The sequence below is a fragment of the Anaerobranca gottschalkii DSM 13577 genome, assembly GCF_900111575.1.
GTDB lineage: Bacteria > Bacillota > Proteinivoracia > Proteinivoracales > Proteinivoracaceae > Anaerobranca > Anaerobranca gottschalkii.
Genome location: NZ_FOIF01000008.1, coordinates 1 through 16,471 on the forward strand (window position 1 = coordinate 1; position 16,471 = coordinate 16,471).

The window sequence follows — 16,471 nt, forward strand, 5'->3', positions numbered from 1 at the left end:
CCTATAAATACAATGGTGGCGATATTTATGAGTTAGTATTAAAAAACAAGAAAAAAGAAAAAGTGAAGTTGCCTGAAAAGTATATAAAAGAAATTAGAAAAAATCTAAAAAAGAATATAACAGATATAAATGCTGATATCCCTGTAATAAAATATGGCAAAAGAAATGGTTCATATTTTGCTGTAAATGCCTTGAGATATGCTTGGTAGATGTTTATTTTAGAATAAATGAAATATGTTTATATACCGATAAAATTACATGTGATAAAAATCACAATCTATTAAGAAAGGTATTTTTTGAACTATTTTTGAAAGTAGTTAACAAACAGGGGGTAATCCATAAAATTTTTTCCTACAGTATATTGACACTATCTTTTTCAATATTTTTTAACTCATTTAATGCAATTTCGTGTATAATATTATTCATAGGGATTCGCCTCCTTGGTTAATTTGTTTTTTGCCAATTTCTATTTTACCAGAGGCGTAATCCCTTTTAAATTTTTATTATCAAATTTTCCTACAATAATTTTACACTATGACAATTTACTATTACTGACTTAATCAAAATTGATTATTTGGAGTAATGTATTTATAGCTTCTTCTTCAGGTACAGTCCTTATAACTTCTCCTTTTTTAAAAATTATTGTTTTTCCTTTCCCTCCAGCTAATCCATAATCTGCTTCTTTTGCTTCACCAGGTCCATTGACAACACAACCCATAACAGCTATTTTTATAGGTTTTCTTAGATTAGCTACTCTTTTTTCTACTTCCTTTGCTAAAGCCTCTAAGTTGACATCACATCTTCCACAAGTTGGACAAGAAATAATTTCAGGTCTTTCCCAAAGGGTAGGTAGTTTTAAAGCTCTTAAAATATTATATGCAACAGCTACTTCTTCAATAGGATCCCCTGTTAGTGAAACTCTAATAGTATCACCAATTCCATTAAATAGCAGGATACCTAAACCAACGGAAGATTTAATTGCCCCTACTTTCTTTAACCCTGCTTCAGTGATTCCTATATGTAAAGGGTAGTCTACTTTTTCTGATAGTAATGTATAAGCTTGAACTGTATCTAGCACATCGGAAGATTTTAGAGAAACACATATATCTTCAAAGGAATGTTTTTCTAAAAGTTTAATTTCCCGTAGCGCCCCTTCCACCATTGCTTCAGGTGATGGCCTACCGTATTTTTCTAGAATATCCTTAGGTAATGAACCACTATTTATTCCTATCCGGATAGGTATTTTTCTCCTTTTAGCTTCCTGAACAACTTTTAAAATATTGTCCTCACTACCGATGTTACCAGGATTAATCCGAACTTTATCAATACCATTTTCCATAGCCATTAAGGCTAACCTATAATCAAAATGGATATCAGCAACTAAGGGAATATTAGTCTTTTTTTTAATTTCTTCAATACTTTTTGCAGCTTGCAAGTTGGGAACTGCTACCCTAACAATTTGACAGCCAGCATCCTCTAATCTTTTAATTTGTTCTACAGTATCAGCTATGTTTTCAGTCTTGGTATTTGTCATAGATTGAATAACAATTGGATTGAAATTGCCAATTTTAACATTGCCGATGGAAATTTCTCTAGTTCTTTTGCGATTTATCATTATACCCACATCCTACTATTTATCAATTATAGAATAAATCTTACTACATCCTTATACATGATAAATATCATAAAAATTATTAAAACTATAAAACCAATTATATGTATTGTACCCTCTTTTTCAGGGTCAACTGGCTTTCCTCTCAATGCCTCTACTAATAAAAATACTAATCTACTTCCATCTAAAGCTGGTATGGGCAATAAATTTAATACCCCTAAGTTTACACTAAGTAAAGCAGTAAATATTAGCAAACTAGATAAACCATATTTTGCAGATTCTCCTACCATAGAAACAATACCAATTGGGCCTGCAATTTCTGGCTCTATTCTACCTGTTATCATTAAAATTATTCCACTAATTATTTGAGTGCTTAAAGAAAAGGTTTGATAAATACTTTCTTTAATAGCTTGGAAAAAAGGTAAAGTTTTATATGCAGGGCCTATCCCGATCATCACCCTTTCAGTTTCTGGATTATATTTAGGTGTTACAGGTATATTTAATATATTACCATCCCGGGATACTTTTAAATTTAGGGTTTTATCTGGGTTACTACTAATTTGTACTACTAATTCTTCCCAAGTATTTATTTTAATATCGTTAACTTCTAAAATATAATCTCCTTTTTTTAATCCCGCTTGATAGGCTATATTTCCTTCTTCCACTACGCCAATTTCAGGTATATTGGCCGCTAATCCAAAACCAGTAAAAACTATAATAAACAACACAAAAGCTAAAACAAAATTCATAAAGGAACCGGCAAAGACAAAGGCAAAACGCTGTAAAACTGATTTAGTTTGTAAACTTCCTTCTTTGTCATGATCTCCTTTTTCTTCCCCTAATACCTTTACATAACCACCTAATGGAAAAAAACGTAGTGAATACTTGGTTTCACCTTTTTTCCAACTAAATATTCTTGGCCCAAATCCTATAGCAAATTCCTCAACTTCAATTCCCACCGCCCTAGCAGTAAGAAAATGACCTAACTCATGAACTAATACTAATAGTCCAAAAACAATTAAAGCTAAAAAAATTGTCATCAATTTCACCCCTTTAATAGATAAGCTCTTTTGTTTTTTCCCTTGCCCATTGATCTAGGTTTAAGATTTCTTCTAAATTAGGTTTTTCTACATAGGTATGTAAACTAACGGTTTTTTCAATAATTTCAGGTATTTCTAGAAAACTAATTTTACCCTCTAAAAAGCTTTGGACACAAACCTCATTACTGGCATTTAAAATAATAGGTGCACTACCACCTTTTTTACCACATTCTAAACATAACCCTAATCCTTTGAAGGTTTCGTAATCCGGTTCTTCAAAGGTCAAATTCTGATTGAATAAATTTAGTCTCGGAAGTTTACTAGGCCTTCTATTGGGGTAATTTAGAGCATATTCAACGGCGTAACGCATATCTGGTGGACTTAAATGGGCAATTATATTGCCATCTATAAATTGTACTGCAGAGTGAACAATACTTTGGGGATGGATGGTAATTTGTATTTTTTCTAAGGGCACATCAAAGAGCCATTTAGCCTCTATTGCTTCTAATCCTTTGTTTATCAAGGTAGCAGAATCTATGGATATTTTTTTACCCATTGACCAATTAGGATGTTTTAATGTTTGGGCAATTGTAACATCTTTTAATTCAGATATTTTTCTACCCCTAAAGGGACCACCAGATGCAGTTAGAATAATTTTTTCTATTTGGCTATTTTGACCTTGTAAACATTGGAAAATTGCAGAATGTTCGCTATCTACAGGAATTAGCTTTACCTTGTTTTTCGTGGCTAACTCTGTAATAATATGACCTGCTATTACTAAAGTTTCTTTATTTGCTAAAGCTATATTTTTGTTATTTAAGATAGCATGATATGTAGGTAAAAGTCCAGCTTTTCCCACTATAGCAGAAACTACTGTATCTACTTCATCGTGGCAACAACATTCTATAATTCCTTCAATTCCTGAAAGAACTTTGATACCTGTTCCCTTTAATTTTAACTCTAATTCCTTTGCTGCCTTTTCATCAAACATCCCTACCATTTTAGGTCGATGTTTTAGGCATTGTTCATAGACTTTTTGCCAATTTTTATTTGCTATTAAACTAAATACCTGGATATGGGAATTAAATTCTACAACTTCTAATGTTTGTGTTCCTACTGAACCTGTGGAACCTAATACAGATATTTTCATAAAAAAGCACCCCATTTATATTATGTACATAAAGAATAAATATGCTATAGGTATTAAAAACAACAAACTATCAATTCTATCTAATATTCCGCCATGGCCTGGTAGGATATTTCCTGAGTCTTTAACATTATATTCCCTTTTAATAGCCGATTCAAATAAATCTCCAACCTGTGCACAAATACTTCCAATTAAACTAAAAAGGATTATCCAATAAGACTCTCCTAATGGAAAGAAGGTGTGAAAAATAATAGCACCAACTACTGCTAATATTGTCCCACCAATGGCACCTTCAACAGTTTTCTTAGGGGAAATATTAGGAGCTAATTTGTTTTTACCAAAAATCCATCCTGAAAAATATGCACCAGAATCAGTAAGCCATGTTAGTATTAACAAAAAAAACACTATCTCTATTCCCTTATCTAAGTTTCTCAATTCCCGCAGATAATATAGTGGTAAGAAAATATAGAGTATTCCCCATGTAATTAAACTCAATTCCTTTAAAGTTGTATTGGAAAAATTTATAATTCTAATATATATTGCAAAGGAAAACAAAAATAATACGGAGAAAATAGTAAGGTCTAAATTGAGTTGTAATAGTAATATTATTGAAAATATACAAGAAAAAAATAGTATAACTTTGTCTTGAATATTGGTAATTTTATAATATTCATAAATGGCAATTAGAGAAATTATAAGGGTTAATAGATTGAAAATAATCCCCCCTTTTAGAAGGGCAAAAAAAACTATTGGTATTCCCAAAATTGCGGTAATTATCCTTTTTAACATAATTATCACCTATTTTATTTATTTTTTAATCCACCGTATCGCCTATTTCTTTTTTGATAATCTATAATTGCTTCACAAAGGTGTTTCTCTGTAAAATCTGGCCATAATACTGGAGTAAAATAAAGTTCTGTATATGCAAGTTGCCATAATAGGAAATTACTAATTCTTAATTCCCCACCAGGCCTTATTAAAAGATCTGGGTCAGGTATACCCTTTCTCTTTGTTTCAAGAAATTTTCCTAAATCTGCTTCCTCTAGGTCATTAAGATCTTCTTCCTTAAAGTTTTTATTGAATTCTACCGCAGCATCTAGAATTTCTTTGCGGGAACCATAATTGATGGCAAAAATTAAATTTAACCCATTATTATTTACAGATTTGTTTTTAGCAATTTCTATGGTATTTTTAGTGTTTACTGGTAATTTATCTAAATCACCAATGGTTTCTATTTTGATATTATTTTTAATAATTTTATCTAATTCATTGCTAAGGTATTCTTCTGGTAACTTCATCAAAAAGTCTACTTCTTCTTTAGGTCTTTTCCAATTTTCTGTAGAAAAAGCATAAAGGATGACATTTTCAATTCCTAATTTAATACAACTTTCCGTTATTTTTTTAACAGTTTCTACACCCATTTTATGCCCTGCAGTACGGGGTAAGCCCCTCCTTTGGGCCCATCTACCATTTCCATCCATTATTATTGCTATTGTTTTAGGAATATTACCTTGTTTTTTTACTTTCTCTAGGAGATTTCTTTTAAATAACATTTTGCCACCCCTAATTTAAATTTTATCCCCCCTCTGCTAATTTCCCCAAATTTAGAGGATATTAAATAGCGAGGGGGGATATTTTATATCATTAAGTACAGTATTATTACCCCTTGTTTCTCTTCTTCCTTTACTACTCGCCAATTTTCTAATTCAGGCGAAATCTCTACTGTTTCAAGAATTTGTTCATTACCATCGGAATAAATTAATCTAAATTGAGCTTTAATTCCTCTATTTAAAATTAATTCATTTGCCTCTTTTAATGTTAAAGCTATAAAATCCATTATATCTCCATAATTTCTTGTTCTTTTTTCAAGATTACTTCATCAATTTTTTTAATAAATCCATCGGTTATTTTTTGAATTTCCTCTTGAGCCCTTCTGCTTTCATCTTCCGAAATTTCATTTGCCTTTTCTAACTCTTTTACCATTTCATTTCCATCACGCCTAATATTTCTGACAGCTACTCTAGCTTCTTCCCCTTTCTTTTTCACAACTTTTACCAGCTCATTTCTCCGCTCTTGGGTTAACTGAGGAAATACTAGACGAATTACACTACCATCACTATTAGGTGTTATACCAAGGTCAGATTTCATAATTGCTTTTTCAATCTCTGATATCATGTTTTTATCCCAAGGTTGAATAACTAATAATCTAGCTTCTGGAGCAGTTACTGAAGCCATTTGAGGAATTGGTGTTGGAACTCCATAATAATCTACAGTAATTCTATCAAGTAGCGATGCACTAGCTCTACCAGCCCTAATGGAAGCAAATTCTTTCTTTAATGCTTCCACAGCCTTTGTCATTCTCTCTTTCATTTCACTATAAATGTCATTAATCATTTTTATCCCCCCTAATTATTGTTCCTATTTTTTCTCCCATTACCGCTTTTTTAATATTACCTTTCTCAGATAAGGCAAAAACGATAAGGGGAATATTGTTATCCATACAAAGGGAAGTTGCCGTTGAATCCATAACTCCTAATCCCCTTTTTAACACTTCAATATATGTAAGTTCATCAAACTTTTTAGCATCAGGATTAGTTAGTGGATCACTATCATAAACACCATCTACTTTTCCTTTAGCTAGCAATATAGTCTCAGCTCCAATTTCCGCTGCCCTTAATGCAGCTGTTGTATCTGTTGAAAAATAAGGGTTACCAGTACCTGCAGCAAAAATCACTACTCTGCCCTTGGAAAGGTGATTAATTGCCCTTCTTCTAATATAAGGCTCTGCGATTTGCCTCATTTCAATGGCCGTTTGAACCCTTGTGATCACTCCAATTGATTCTAGAGCATCTTGTAACGCTAAACTGTTAATAGTTGTGGCCAACATACCCATGTAATCAGCGGTAGCCCTTTCCATACCCTTATGGCTAGCTGTTGCTCCCCGCCAAATATTACCACCACCTACTACAATTGCAACTTCAACTCCTATATCCCTTACTTCTTTAATTTGTTCTGCTATTGACTTAAGGACTTCATTATCAATTCCGAAACCTTGTTCACCTGCAAGGGCTTCGCCACTAAGTTTAAGTATTACCCTTTTATATTTTGCCACTTTGTACCCCCCTATATTATTCTACATAATTTAATATTTTCCTGCCAATATTTTAACATGTTAATCAATAATTAGCAAAATTTATTTACTCTTTAAAAAAGAGCACAAACCCTGTGCTCTTCCTACTTATTTTACTTGAGAAGCTTTCATTACTTCTTCTACAAAGTTTTCTTCTTTTTTCTCAATTCCTTCACCTAAAGTAAAGCGAACAAATCTACGGATTGTCATATTTTCTCCGATTTTAGCAATCTTCTCATTTAAAAGTTCTTGAATTGTTTGATCAGGGTTTTTGATGAAAGGTTGTTCTAATAAACAAACTTCTTTAAAATATTTATCAATTCTACCAGCTACCATTTTTTCTGCAATATTTGCTGGTTTTCCTTCGTTAATAGCCTGAGCCATAAGGATTTCCTTTTCTTTATTGATTACTTCTTCTGGCACTTCTTCTCTTCTAATATATAATGGATTAGCAGCAGCTATTTGCATAGCTATATCTTTAACAAGTTGTTGAAATTCAGCATTCTTAGCAACAAAGTCTGTTTCACAGTTAACTTCAACTAATACACCTATTCTTCCATTACCATGTATGTAAGCATCAACTAGACCTTCAGCAGCAATTCTACCAGATTTTTTTGCTGCAGCAGCAAGACCTTTTTCCCTTAAATATTCAATAGCTTTTTCCATATCACCATTAGTTTCAGCTAAAGCTTTTTTGCAGTCCATCATACCTGCACCTGTTTTTTCCCTTAACTCTTTAACTAAATTAGCAGATACCATCGTAGTACCTCCCTTTCTTATTTTTAAGCTAATATTAAGGGTAAGGATGAAACAAAGGTTATGCCCTCCGCTGTCCCCTTACCCATTTTAAAATACTATTCTTGTACTCCTTGATTGCCTTCTAATACTGCGTCGGCAATTTTAGAAGCAATTAGGCTCACAGCACGGATAGCATCATCATTTCCAGGAATTACATAATCTACTTCATCTGGATCACAGTTAGTGTCTACTATAGCTACAATTGGTATACCCAATTTTCTAGCTTCCGCTACTGCAATTCTTTCTTTTCTTGGATCCACAATAAAGATTGCATCTGGAAGTTTAGCCATGTCTTTGATACCAGCTAAGTTTTTGTTGAGCTTTTCCATTTCATGACGAAGTTTAATAACTTCTTTTTTAGGAAGAACATCAAAGGTTCCATCCTGCTCCATTTGCTCTAATTCCCTTAGCCTGTTGATCCTTTTTCCAATGGTATCAAAGTTAGTTAACATACCACCTAACCATCTTTGATTTACCCAGAACATACCACAGCGCTTTGCTTCAGTTTCTACTGCTTCCTGTGCTTGTTTTTTTGTACCTACAAAGAGAATTTTTCCTCCTTGAGAAGCAACCTCTTTTACGAAATTGTATGCTTCTTCAATTTTTCCTACTGTTTTTTGTAGGTCAATAACATAAATGCCGTTTCTTTCAGTGAAGATATAAGGAGCCATCTTAGGGTTCCAACGGCGTGTTTGATGTCCAAAATGAACACCTGCTTCTAATAATTGTTTCATTGAAATAATAGCCATTAAAATGACCTCCTCTCTGGTTTTTCCTCCGCTTAAAATTCTAAAGGGATCAACCTTAAATATATAAGGACCAGCTCCCTTGTTTTAAGCGTGTGTTTTTACAACAAATGTAGTATATCATATTAGTATCCAAAAAACAACTTTTTATTTATTTTTTTATACTTTTTTCACCTTAAAAATTATTTATTTAATGTCAGTGTAAAAATAGATGTTAGCTCTTCTCCTTGATCTTGAATGTCGATGATTATAGGGATTGTTAGTATTTTTATTGGATCAAAAAGAATTGTTTTACTATTTAAGTTATTGTCTATTAACTCGTCAATTTTGATGGAGATATCCCGAGAAATTGATTGAGCAATTACCTTTTCATCTAAACCTTCTAAAAGCCGTACCATGGCAATTTTTACTTGACTTTTAAAGGTTTCTTCGATTCCCTTTACAGTATCGGGGGGAAGGGGATATTCCATATCACCAATTTTGATACTGGCACTTTTAATTTGTCCTGTCAATTCGCTATCAACAATATATGGTATTTCAGTTTTTAATGCATCTACATAGTGGGGAAGCTGTATTTCAACTATTTCAGAAACTTGCTCTGCAATAACAGGAGTTATGCTTCTAGTATCAATAGTTAATATTAACCCTTTGTAAAAAGTAAAATAAGTGATAGAAGAAAAGGCAATTATTAATAAGAAAAAACCTACAAAAAATCCTATAAAAAAAGAAGACAAACTAAATTTTTTAAACATTATTTACCACCCCTATTAGTTAATTATTATACCAATAGAAAGGTAAAATATGCCCAAAAACTTAGTTTGTCAATAAAGAAATTATCTCCTCAATACTTGCATTTGATTTAATTATATAATCACCATATCTAATTTTAGAAGTAAGTCCCCTTTTTTCTATTTCCCTTAAAAATTCATCGCCATTAAATCCCTTTTCCTTTAACAATGTTACAATATATTGAGTACTTACACCTTTAGGTATTGACAATAGTATTTCGTCAGATTTTTCCTCTTCAATTTCAATTCTTATTGTATTTTTTATTTTTTGATAAAGTTCTTCTTCTACTTCAGATTGAAAAACCATTCCCATCTCTTTAGCTCTAGTAATAATTTCTTGATCCGTTAAAGATTGATTCATCCAAAACAAAGATGTAATTATAATACCTATTCCTAAAGAAATCAGATTTTTACCCATTATAATCCCCCTCAAAGTTAAATAAAGCTATTATTGTTTCAATTTCCCCTACACCCCTATTTAATTTCATAGCGATATCTTTTGCTGATAAACCTTGATTGTATAAAGTATAAACTTCTTTGTGTTTCTGAATAATTTTATCTTTAGAATTACTCTGTTCAATTACTGGATCTACTGGCCAATTTTCATTAGAAGGAGACTTCATTTCCTTAATTGTCTCAATTTCTTCTTCTATTTTTTCTAATACCAAATCTAACTTATTTTCTAGTGAACTAATAGCTACTAAAATTTCTTCTATCTCAAAGGTATACCTTTTCCCCGACGATTCCTTAAACATCAAAAAAATTCCTATCAAAACTATAATAATTCCAATGATTAAAAATAATATATTTGTACCCATGAATTCACCTTCTATTATTTCTAAATGTTTATATCGATATATTTACCTCTAACGGGATCGAAGACCTTTTTCTTTTCTTCTTTCTTTTCTTTTTTCCCTTGATCCTTTTGCCCTTTTTGCTCTTTATTACTACCATGTTCTTTTCCTATATTATTATTTTCTGATTTATGACTTTCATTAACTTGTTTTTGTCTCTGTGAAGCTAATTGTAACTGCTGTTGTTGAGTAAATTCCTGATGAAATTGTGAGTTTTGGTTATTATGCACCTTTACTACTTCACCACTTCTAGGTATAGAAATCTGTAAATCGATGGGTCTGAATCCCATAAAATCACCTCTATGTGATCATAATCTCACCATCGGGCCCAATAATAAAATTGGAAGTTTTAGTTTCATCGGTTATAGTTCGATATCTGGTTCCAATGGTAACTTTAACTCCAGGATATACAATTTTATTAACCGTTACCTTACCCATTACATTATTTAACAATTTATCTAACATTTCTTTTTGTAATTTTTGTTTATCCTCTAAATAATCGGTTAAACTTTCTATTGTAACCTCTAGACGTTCTAGTAAACATCTATGTTCTTTGGAAAGTTGTCCCTTTTCTTCTTTTAACTTAAGGATTCTTTGAGCTTGTTTAGCTTTTTTTAATTCTTCACTTTTTATAGTTAATTCCTTTGTTAGCATTTGTAAATTATGACGAAGTTCAGGATTGACTCCAACTTCTAACTCAGTTTTTGTACCTTTAGGGGAACCAACAATATTAGCTAAAATTTCTTGCTCTGCCCCTACAATTCCCCCAACAATTAAGCCTTTACCTTCAGTAACAACTACCCTATCACAGGCATGGACTTTACTATACATAATAGCATCTTTTATTATGACTGATCCACCTGCTTTAACTTCACAGTTTTCTATATATCTTGCAACAATATTACCTTTAGAATTTATTACTCCTTTATTTCGCCCTTGTATTCCACCATTTACTACTAAGTTTCCTTCACAATAAATATATGAACTATCTATCGTTCCTTTAACAGTAACATCACCTTGGGCTTTGATAGTAAAACCCTCTTTGACATCACCCTTAACAATTACACTGCCGATAAAGTCGATATTCCCCGTTTTAAAATTAACTTCTTCTACTTCTAGAATTTGAAAAACATTAAGCTTTCCTTCAATTAAAGAAAATTTTCCATCAACACTTGCAATAATAGTATTGTCACCTTGTAATTGAACATTTTTCCCTAAAGGAAGTTTTGCAGGTTTCCCCGGTTTAAAAGGGATAATTTCTCCAGTTACAGATAACCCATCTATTCCAGGTTCAGGAGGATAAATAGTAGCTAAAGTATCACCTTTTTTAATGTTAATTATCTTTTCTAAGTTATAAAAGTCTACCCTTCCATCTTCTAATATAACGGGTTTTCCATCCTTTTCTTGAAAATGAATTTTAACATAACCATCTTTACCGGAAACGGCAGGTGTTCCAGTGGCAATCTGGATTTCTTCTAACCCTGTACTCCTTTTAATTCTTTCTTTTACCATTTCTAGAGATTGGACAATTAAATTATTTTTTCTAATTTCATTTACAATCTCTTCTAACTCTATTTCACTAAGTTCAACTCCAGGTTTAGAAAGTTCTAAAAAGGCAGCCAATTTATCCTTTGTTATGTTAATTCTAAACCACTTATTTCCATTCATCTTGATTCCCCCCTTAACCTGCTTCTTTTTTGAGCATTAACCTTAATCGGTTAATTGCCTTTGAATGGATTTGGGATATCCTTGCTTCCGATAAGTTTAATATCAGTCCTATTTCTTTTAGTGTTAATTCCTCATAATAATATAAATTTAATACCATTTGTTCTTTAACACTAAGTTTTTTAATAGCATCCGTCAACCTTACAAGGATATCTTGGTTCACAAGGTTTTCAAGAGGATTTGTTCCCTCATCTGGTAGAATATCAATAAATCTATCTTCTTCTGAGTTTTGCACAAAATTATCTAGATATAATAAATTACTTTGATTTGCGTAATTTAAGATTTTCCTTAGTTTCTCTTTATCTATTCCCATCATAGACATTAAATTTTCGTCTGTTAAAGGTTTTCCTGCTACAGCCAATTCTTCATAAGCTTTTTCTAGTTCTTGTATACTCCTTTGGACGTCTTTGGGCAACCAATTTGATTTTCTAATGTTATCTATAATTTGTCCTTTTATTCTCATACTTGCAAAGGTTTCGAATTTTACCCCTTGTTGAGGGTTAAAACGTTCGATTGCTTCAATAAGGCCGATGATTCCATAATTATACAAATCTTCCTTGTCAAAAATTCCATATTTATTACCTATACAAATTCGTCCAACTATTATATGAACTAAATTACAGTAAGTTTCTATTAGTTTATTCTTTGCTTTATTTGAACCTTGTTTATATTGCTGCCACAATAAACTCACATTATCCATGGAACCACCCTTTAAATTATTTTCTCTCCTTGACTGATAGTCCTTACATACAATTGCCCTGTTAATAAATCAAATTCAATGGTCCTTCCATAATTTCCCCCAACATCTTCTGCCACTATTTTTATATTAAATTTATCTAGATTTTCCTTTACTGCTTCGATATTTCTTTGGCCAATTTTCATAATATCGCTACTACCAGCAAAGGAAAACATTTGAGCTCCCCCAGCTATTTTAGCTACTAAATTTTTATCCCCAGCCCCTGCATTAACTATCCTTTTAATTAGTTCCTCTATAGCAGTATCTGCAAATTTGCCTAATATCGTAGTAGTATGCCTAGAATTTTTACTATCTGGGAGCATAACGTGGGCCATGCCACCTATTTTTTTAAAGTTATCATAAATACATACCCCAACACAAGATCCAAGCCCTGTAGTTTTCAATATATCTGGAGAAAATGAATGGTGTATTTCTGCCATTCCCACTTTTATAACTTTTCTATTCATTGGCAACACCAAAGTAACTCATTAATTTTTCAAAGGCCTGTATCTCAGGGATAAAAAAGAAGTTTCCAGATACATCTTTACCTTCATGGGTAAAGGTTGTTTTAATTAATAATGCCACATCTCCCATCTCACCCATTTGGATTAAAGGTAAACTAAGGGCTGCCTCCGCCATATCTACAGATAAAGCTGGAACTGATGGATACATATTTTGTTGGGTAAAATTTGATAATGCTGTTAAGTAAGCACCACATAGCATATTGCCAATTTCAGAGATAGCAGATGTTTGATAGGAATCTAAATTATAGTAATCTATATTTTTATCATTAAGTAAGTACTCTAAAATAAATTTTATTGTTTCTAAGGGTAACATTAACAAGATATTGCCAGGAAGTGAGCCTTCTACCCGAAAATAGATAGATGCAACTACTTGATCTTCTCCGCCAACAAACTCCAATGCCTCTTGAAAAGAAACTAAACTCACTTCCGGAACACTTAAACCAATTTTGTTAGAAATAATTTTAGATAAAGCAGTTGCTGCGTTTCCAGCACCTATATTTCCTAATTCTTTAAGCAAATCTATCTGCATAGGTTTTAATGAATAAATGTTCAACCAGTCATCCCCCTTATTTATTCTTTTATCTCTTTTATTTCAACAATCTCCTCTTTATTGAGAATTTTTTCTAAATCTAAAATAATAATCAATCTTTCCCCTAATTTCCCTACACCGCTAATAAATTTTGTATCGATGGAGTCAATAACTGAGGGGGTAGGTTCAATATCTTCAGATTTTAAAGTTATTACATCATTGGCAGAATCTACTATTAAACCGACCTTAACATCCGCTAAGCTAACTACAATAATTCTTGTATTATCATCCTTTTCTTTTTCAGGCAGATTAAACCTTTGACGTAAATCTACTACTGGAACGATACTGCCCCTTAAATTACAAACTCCTTCTACAAATTTAGGGGTTTTAGGAACCCTTGTAATTGGAAGCATCCTTTCTATTCCTTGAACCTTCAAAATATCTAAAGCGTATTCTTCAGTATCCAATCGAAAAATAACAAATTTTTGCTCATTCATTGTAATATTCCTCCTTTAGAATTTAATTAAAAAATAATGAGTTTGTATCTAAAATTAATATTACTTCTCCATCTCCCGAAATAGTTGCTCCAGCAAAACCTTTAATATTACTTAAGAAGTCACCTAAATGCTTAATTACAATTTCTTGTTGTCCTATTAAGTCATCTACAATTAATCCAATTTGCTTATCACCTTTTTTGACAATTACCATAGAAAGTTCGGAATTTGCTTTTCTTTTACATTCTAAAACATCTGCTAGATCAACTAATGGTAATACAGAATTTCTAAACATTAAAACTTTCTGATTACCAACTTTTTTAATATTTCTACTGTCAAAGGCAGCTGTTTCAACTATTGAAGCTAAAGGGATTGCGTATTTTTCTTCACCAACTTTTACTAATAAACCTTGAATTATAGCTAGTGTAAGGGGTAAATGAATAATAAATTTAGTTCCCTTTCCAATTTCAGTTTGGATTTCTATTCCTCCACCTAAAGCTTCAATTGATGTTTTAACAACATCAAGACCAACACCTCTTCCTGATAAATCAGTAACTACTTCTTTTGTACTAAATCCCGGTTCGAAGATTAATTGTAATATATTGTGGGGATCTAATGTTGCTAATTGATTATTGTTAATTATGCCTTTATTAACTGCTGTTTGACCTATTTTCTTATAATCTATTCCTTTTCCATCATCACTAACTTCAATAAATACCTCATTACCACTTTGATAAGCCTTTAACTCGATCTTTCCTTTTTCTGATTTCCCTAACTTCTTTCTTTCTTCTTTATCTTCAAGACCGTGATCTATAGCATTTCTAATCAAGTGAACTAAAGGATCACCTATTTCATCGATAATGGTTCTATCTAGTTCCGTTTCTTTACCGATAATGGTTAATTCAACTTCTTTACCTAAGTCTTTAGCAGTATCCCTTACCATCCGGGGAAATCTACTGAATACTCTATCTATGGGAACCATCCTTAAACTCATCACTACATTTTGTAACTCTGTAGTTATCCTATGTAATTGTTCTAATCCTTCTAAAGCCAGTGCCTGATTATTTGTTGAAACACTTTGATTTAAACCTGTTTTATTAATAACTAATTCAGATACTAAATTCATCAAGGCATCTAAGCGATTTATATCAACCCTAATTGTTGCTTGATTTTTGAAATTATTAGCTTGTCCATTTACTTCTAAAGATTTTGTACTATTTTGAGATTCATCCTTTTTTTCCTTAACCCGGATTTCTTTAGTATTCTCATCAAGGGATATTATTTCAACCCTTGCCACTTCAGGTATTTCTTTAACTTTTTCTAATTCATCTTTTCTATTTCTTGAAATTAGCCAAATTTCAAAAGTATCTTCAAATCGTTCTTCTTCAATATCTTCTACTGTAGGAGATGTCTTAATTATTTCACCTAACTCTTCTAACTGCTTATATACTATAAATGCTCTAGCTGATTTTAGAATACACTCTTTACTTAGTTCTATTTTTAGGTGATAAACATTAAAACCTTGAGCTAATGCATTTGAAATTACATATTGTTCATAGTCTTTAACTATTTTGCTAGTACTATCTTCTTGGATAATCATTTGCTGTTCATTTTTATGATTAAATAAATCATCTAAGATTTTTTTATCAAGATCTGTATTTTTTCCTTGACGGATATCGTTTAAGGCCTGGGAAAGTATATCAAAGGCTTTAAAAAGGGTGTTTAATATAGTAACCGTTAATTCCTTTTCCCCTTTTCTTATTTCGTCTAAATAATTTTCTATATTATGAGTTATTTCAGCAATAGCTTGAAAACCCATAGTTGCCGACATCCCCTTTAAAGTATGGGCAGCTCTAAAAATTTCATTTACTGCTTGAATGTCTTTAGGATTGTTCTCTAAACTTAATAAATTATCATTGATTATTTGCAAATTTTCTTCACTTTCTTCAAAAAATATTGGTAAATAATTACTCATATCCATAAGGTCCACCTCCTGCGTTATTTCTTCCATCTACTTTCTAACTTGAAAATTAACTGTACTAACTGATCTTGTGTATTTCTATCTAAATACATAAATTCCACTGCATAAACTCTCGAATTATCTATTTCCATAATTCTAAGAACTTTTCCTATTAGTACGAATAACTTATCATCATCAAAAAATCTAATTTCCAGCAATGTATCCCTTTGTAATGAAATATCGGTGGTAAAACAAAGGCCACCTCCACTTAAGTCCCGCAAAATCCCTTTATAGGGATTAGAAACAACTTCAACTGTATCAGGATCCAAAATACTGAATTCTATTTCTTTACTCATTTGAAATCTATAAAAATTTCTTTTCTCCATTT

22 protein-coding genes are annotated in these 16,471 nt (G+C 31.8%); 1 reads left to right on the forward strand and 21 read right to left on the reverse strand.

The annotated features are described in order from the left end of the window. A partial coding sequence (locus BMX60_RS12005; RefSeq protein ID WP_177159686.1) for a hypothetical protein occupies positions 1 to 209 on the forward strand: 209 nt, incomplete at its 5' end. Positions 210 to 556: 347 nt separating this feature from the next. Here BMX60_RS12005 and ispG read toward each other — a convergent pair. The 21 genes from ispG to BMX60_RS03785 form a co-directional block, all read right to left on the reverse strand. Beyond that, a complete protein-coding gene (gene ispG / locus BMX60_RS03685) occupies positions 557 to 1,615 on the reverse strand; it encodes a flavodoxin-dependent (E)-4-hydroxy-3-methylbut-2-enyl-diphosphate synthase (protein ID WP_091349317.1) in 1,059 nt (352 codons plus the stop codon). 26 nt (positions 1,616 to 1,641) lie between these two features. Then, entirely contained in the window at positions 1,642 to 2,652 is a 1,011-nt protein-coding gene (rseP, locus tag BMX60_RS03690) for an RIP metalloprotease RseP (RefSeq protein ID WP_091349319.1), read from the reverse strand. Positions 2,653 to 2,665: 13 nt separating this feature from the next. Further along, positions 2,666 to 3,802 (reverse strand): 1-deoxy-D-xylulose-5-phosphate reductoisomerase, encoded by a 1,137-nt coding sequence (locus BMX60_RS03695; RefSeq protein WP_091349321.1) that lies wholly within the window; start codon positions 3,800 to 3,802, stop codon positions 2,666 to 2,668. 15 nt (positions 3,803 to 3,817) lie between these two features. After that, positions 3,818 to 4,588 (reverse strand): phosphatidate cytidylyltransferase, encoded by a 771-nt coding sequence (locus tag BMX60_RS03700; RefSeq protein ID WP_091349324.1) that lies wholly within the window; start codon positions 4,586 to 4,588, stop codon positions 3,818 to 3,820. Between the two features lie 14 nt (positions 4,589 to 4,602). Beyond that, complete coding sequence (locus tag BMX60_RS03705) at positions 4,603 to 5,352, reverse strand: isoprenyl transferase (RefSeq protein WP_091349327.1); 750 nt, start codon at positions 5,350 to 5,352, stop codon at positions 4,603 to 4,605. An 83-nt stretch (positions 5,353 to 5,435) separates the two neighbouring features. Then, positions 5,436 to 5,636, reverse strand: coding sequence for a hypothetical protein (locus BMX60_RS03710; RefSeq protein ID WP_091349330.1), 201 nt, complete (start codon positions 5,634 to 5,636; stop codon positions 5,436 to 5,438). Then, complete coding sequence (frr, locus tag BMX60_RS03715; protein ID WP_091349332.1) at positions 5,636 to 6,193, reverse strand: ribosome recycling factor; 558 nt, start codon at positions 6,191 to 6,193, stop codon at positions 5,636 to 5,638. Before frr ends, BMX60_RS03710 begins: the two co-directional genes overlap by 1 nt. Continuing rightward, a complete protein-coding gene (pyrH, locus tag BMX60_RS03720; RefSeq protein WP_091349335.1) occupies positions 6,186 to 6,911 on the reverse strand; it encodes a UMP kinase in 726 nt (241 codons plus the stop codon). The genes frr and pyrH overlap by 8 nt, the downstream gene beginning before the upstream one ends. A gap of 126 nt (positions 6,912 to 7,037) precedes the next feature. Beyond that, entirely contained in the window at positions 7,038 to 7,688 is a 651-nt protein-coding gene (tsf, locus tag BMX60_RS03725; protein WP_091349338.1) for a translation elongation factor Ts, read from the reverse strand. Between the two features lie 95 nt (positions 7,689 to 7,783). Then, on the reverse strand, positions 7,784 to 8,476 hold the full coding sequence (gene rpsB, locus BMX60_RS03730; protein WP_091349340.1) for a 30S ribosomal protein S2: 693 nt from the start codon (positions 8,474 to 8,476) through the stop codon (positions 7,784 to 7,786). A gap of 179 nt (positions 8,477 to 8,655) precedes the next feature. Then, on the reverse strand, positions 8,656 to 9,225 hold the full coding sequence (locus tag BMX60_RS03735; RefSeq protein WP_091349341.1) for a hypothetical protein: 570 nt from the start codon (positions 9,223 to 9,225) through the stop codon (positions 8,656 to 8,658). Positions 9,226 to 9,286: 61 nt separating this feature from the next. Beyond that, a complete protein-coding gene (locus BMX60_RS03740; protein WP_091349343.1) occupies positions 9,287 to 9,679 on the reverse strand; it encodes a hypothetical protein in 393 nt (130 codons plus the stop codon). Continuing rightward, complete coding sequence (locus BMX60_RS03745) at positions 9,672 to 10,079, reverse strand: DUF6115 domain-containing protein (protein ID WP_091349345.1); 408 nt, start codon at positions 10,077 to 10,079, stop codon at positions 9,672 to 9,674. The genes BMX60_RS03740 and BMX60_RS03745 overlap by 8 nt, the downstream gene beginning before the upstream one ends. A 20-nt stretch (positions 10,080 to 10,099) precedes the next feature. Further along, complete coding sequence (locus BMX60_RS03750; protein ID WP_091349347.1) at positions 10,100 to 10,405, reverse strand: hypothetical protein; 306 nt, start codon at positions 10,403 to 10,405, stop codon at positions 10,100 to 10,102. Between the two features lie 10 nt (positions 10,406 to 10,415). Next, positions 10,416 to 11,783, reverse strand: a complete 1,368-nt coding sequence (locus BMX60_RS03755) for a DUF342 domain-containing protein (RefSeq protein WP_091349349.1) — start codon at positions 11,781 to 11,783, stop codon at positions 10,416 to 10,418. A gap of 13 nt (positions 11,784 to 11,796) precedes the next feature. Beyond that, positions 11,797 to 12,540: a sigma-70 family RNA polymerase sigma factor gene (locus tag BMX60_RS03760; RefSeq protein ID WP_091349351.1), complete on the reverse strand. Its 744-nt coding sequence runs from the start codon at positions 12,538 to 12,540 to the stop codon at positions 11,797 to 11,799. Between the two features lie 11 nt (positions 12,541 to 12,551). Next, the gene (locus BMX60_RS03765; protein WP_091349353.1) at positions 12,552 to 13,043 is read right to left on the reverse strand and encodes a chemotaxis protein CheD; all 492 of its coding nucleotides are present in this window, start codon (positions 13,041 to 13,043) and stop codon (positions 12,552 to 12,554) included. Next, entirely contained in the window at positions 13,036 to 13,653 is a 618-nt protein-coding gene (locus BMX60_RS03770; protein WP_091349355.1) for a chemotaxis protein CheC, read from the reverse strand. Before BMX60_RS03770 ends, BMX60_RS03765 begins: the two co-directional genes overlap by 8 nt. A 17-nt stretch (positions 13,654 to 13,670) precedes the next feature. Next, entirely contained in the window at positions 13,671 to 14,126 is a 456-nt protein-coding gene (locus BMX60_RS03775; RefSeq protein ID WP_091349357.1) for a chemotaxis protein CheW, read from the reverse strand. Between the two features lie 22 nt (positions 14,127 to 14,148). Then, on the reverse strand, positions 14,149 to 16,104 hold the full coding sequence (locus tag BMX60_RS03780; RefSeq protein WP_091349359.1) for a chemotaxis protein CheA: 1,956 nt from the start codon (positions 16,102 to 16,104) through the stop codon (positions 14,149 to 14,151). Positions 16,105 to 16,121: 17 nt separating this feature from the next. Then, entirely contained in the window at positions 16,122 to 16,469 is a 348-nt protein-coding gene (locus tag BMX60_RS03785; protein WP_091349360.1) for a PilZ domain-containing protein, read from the reverse strand. Between the last annotated feature and the right edge of the window lie 2 nt (positions 16,470 to 16,471).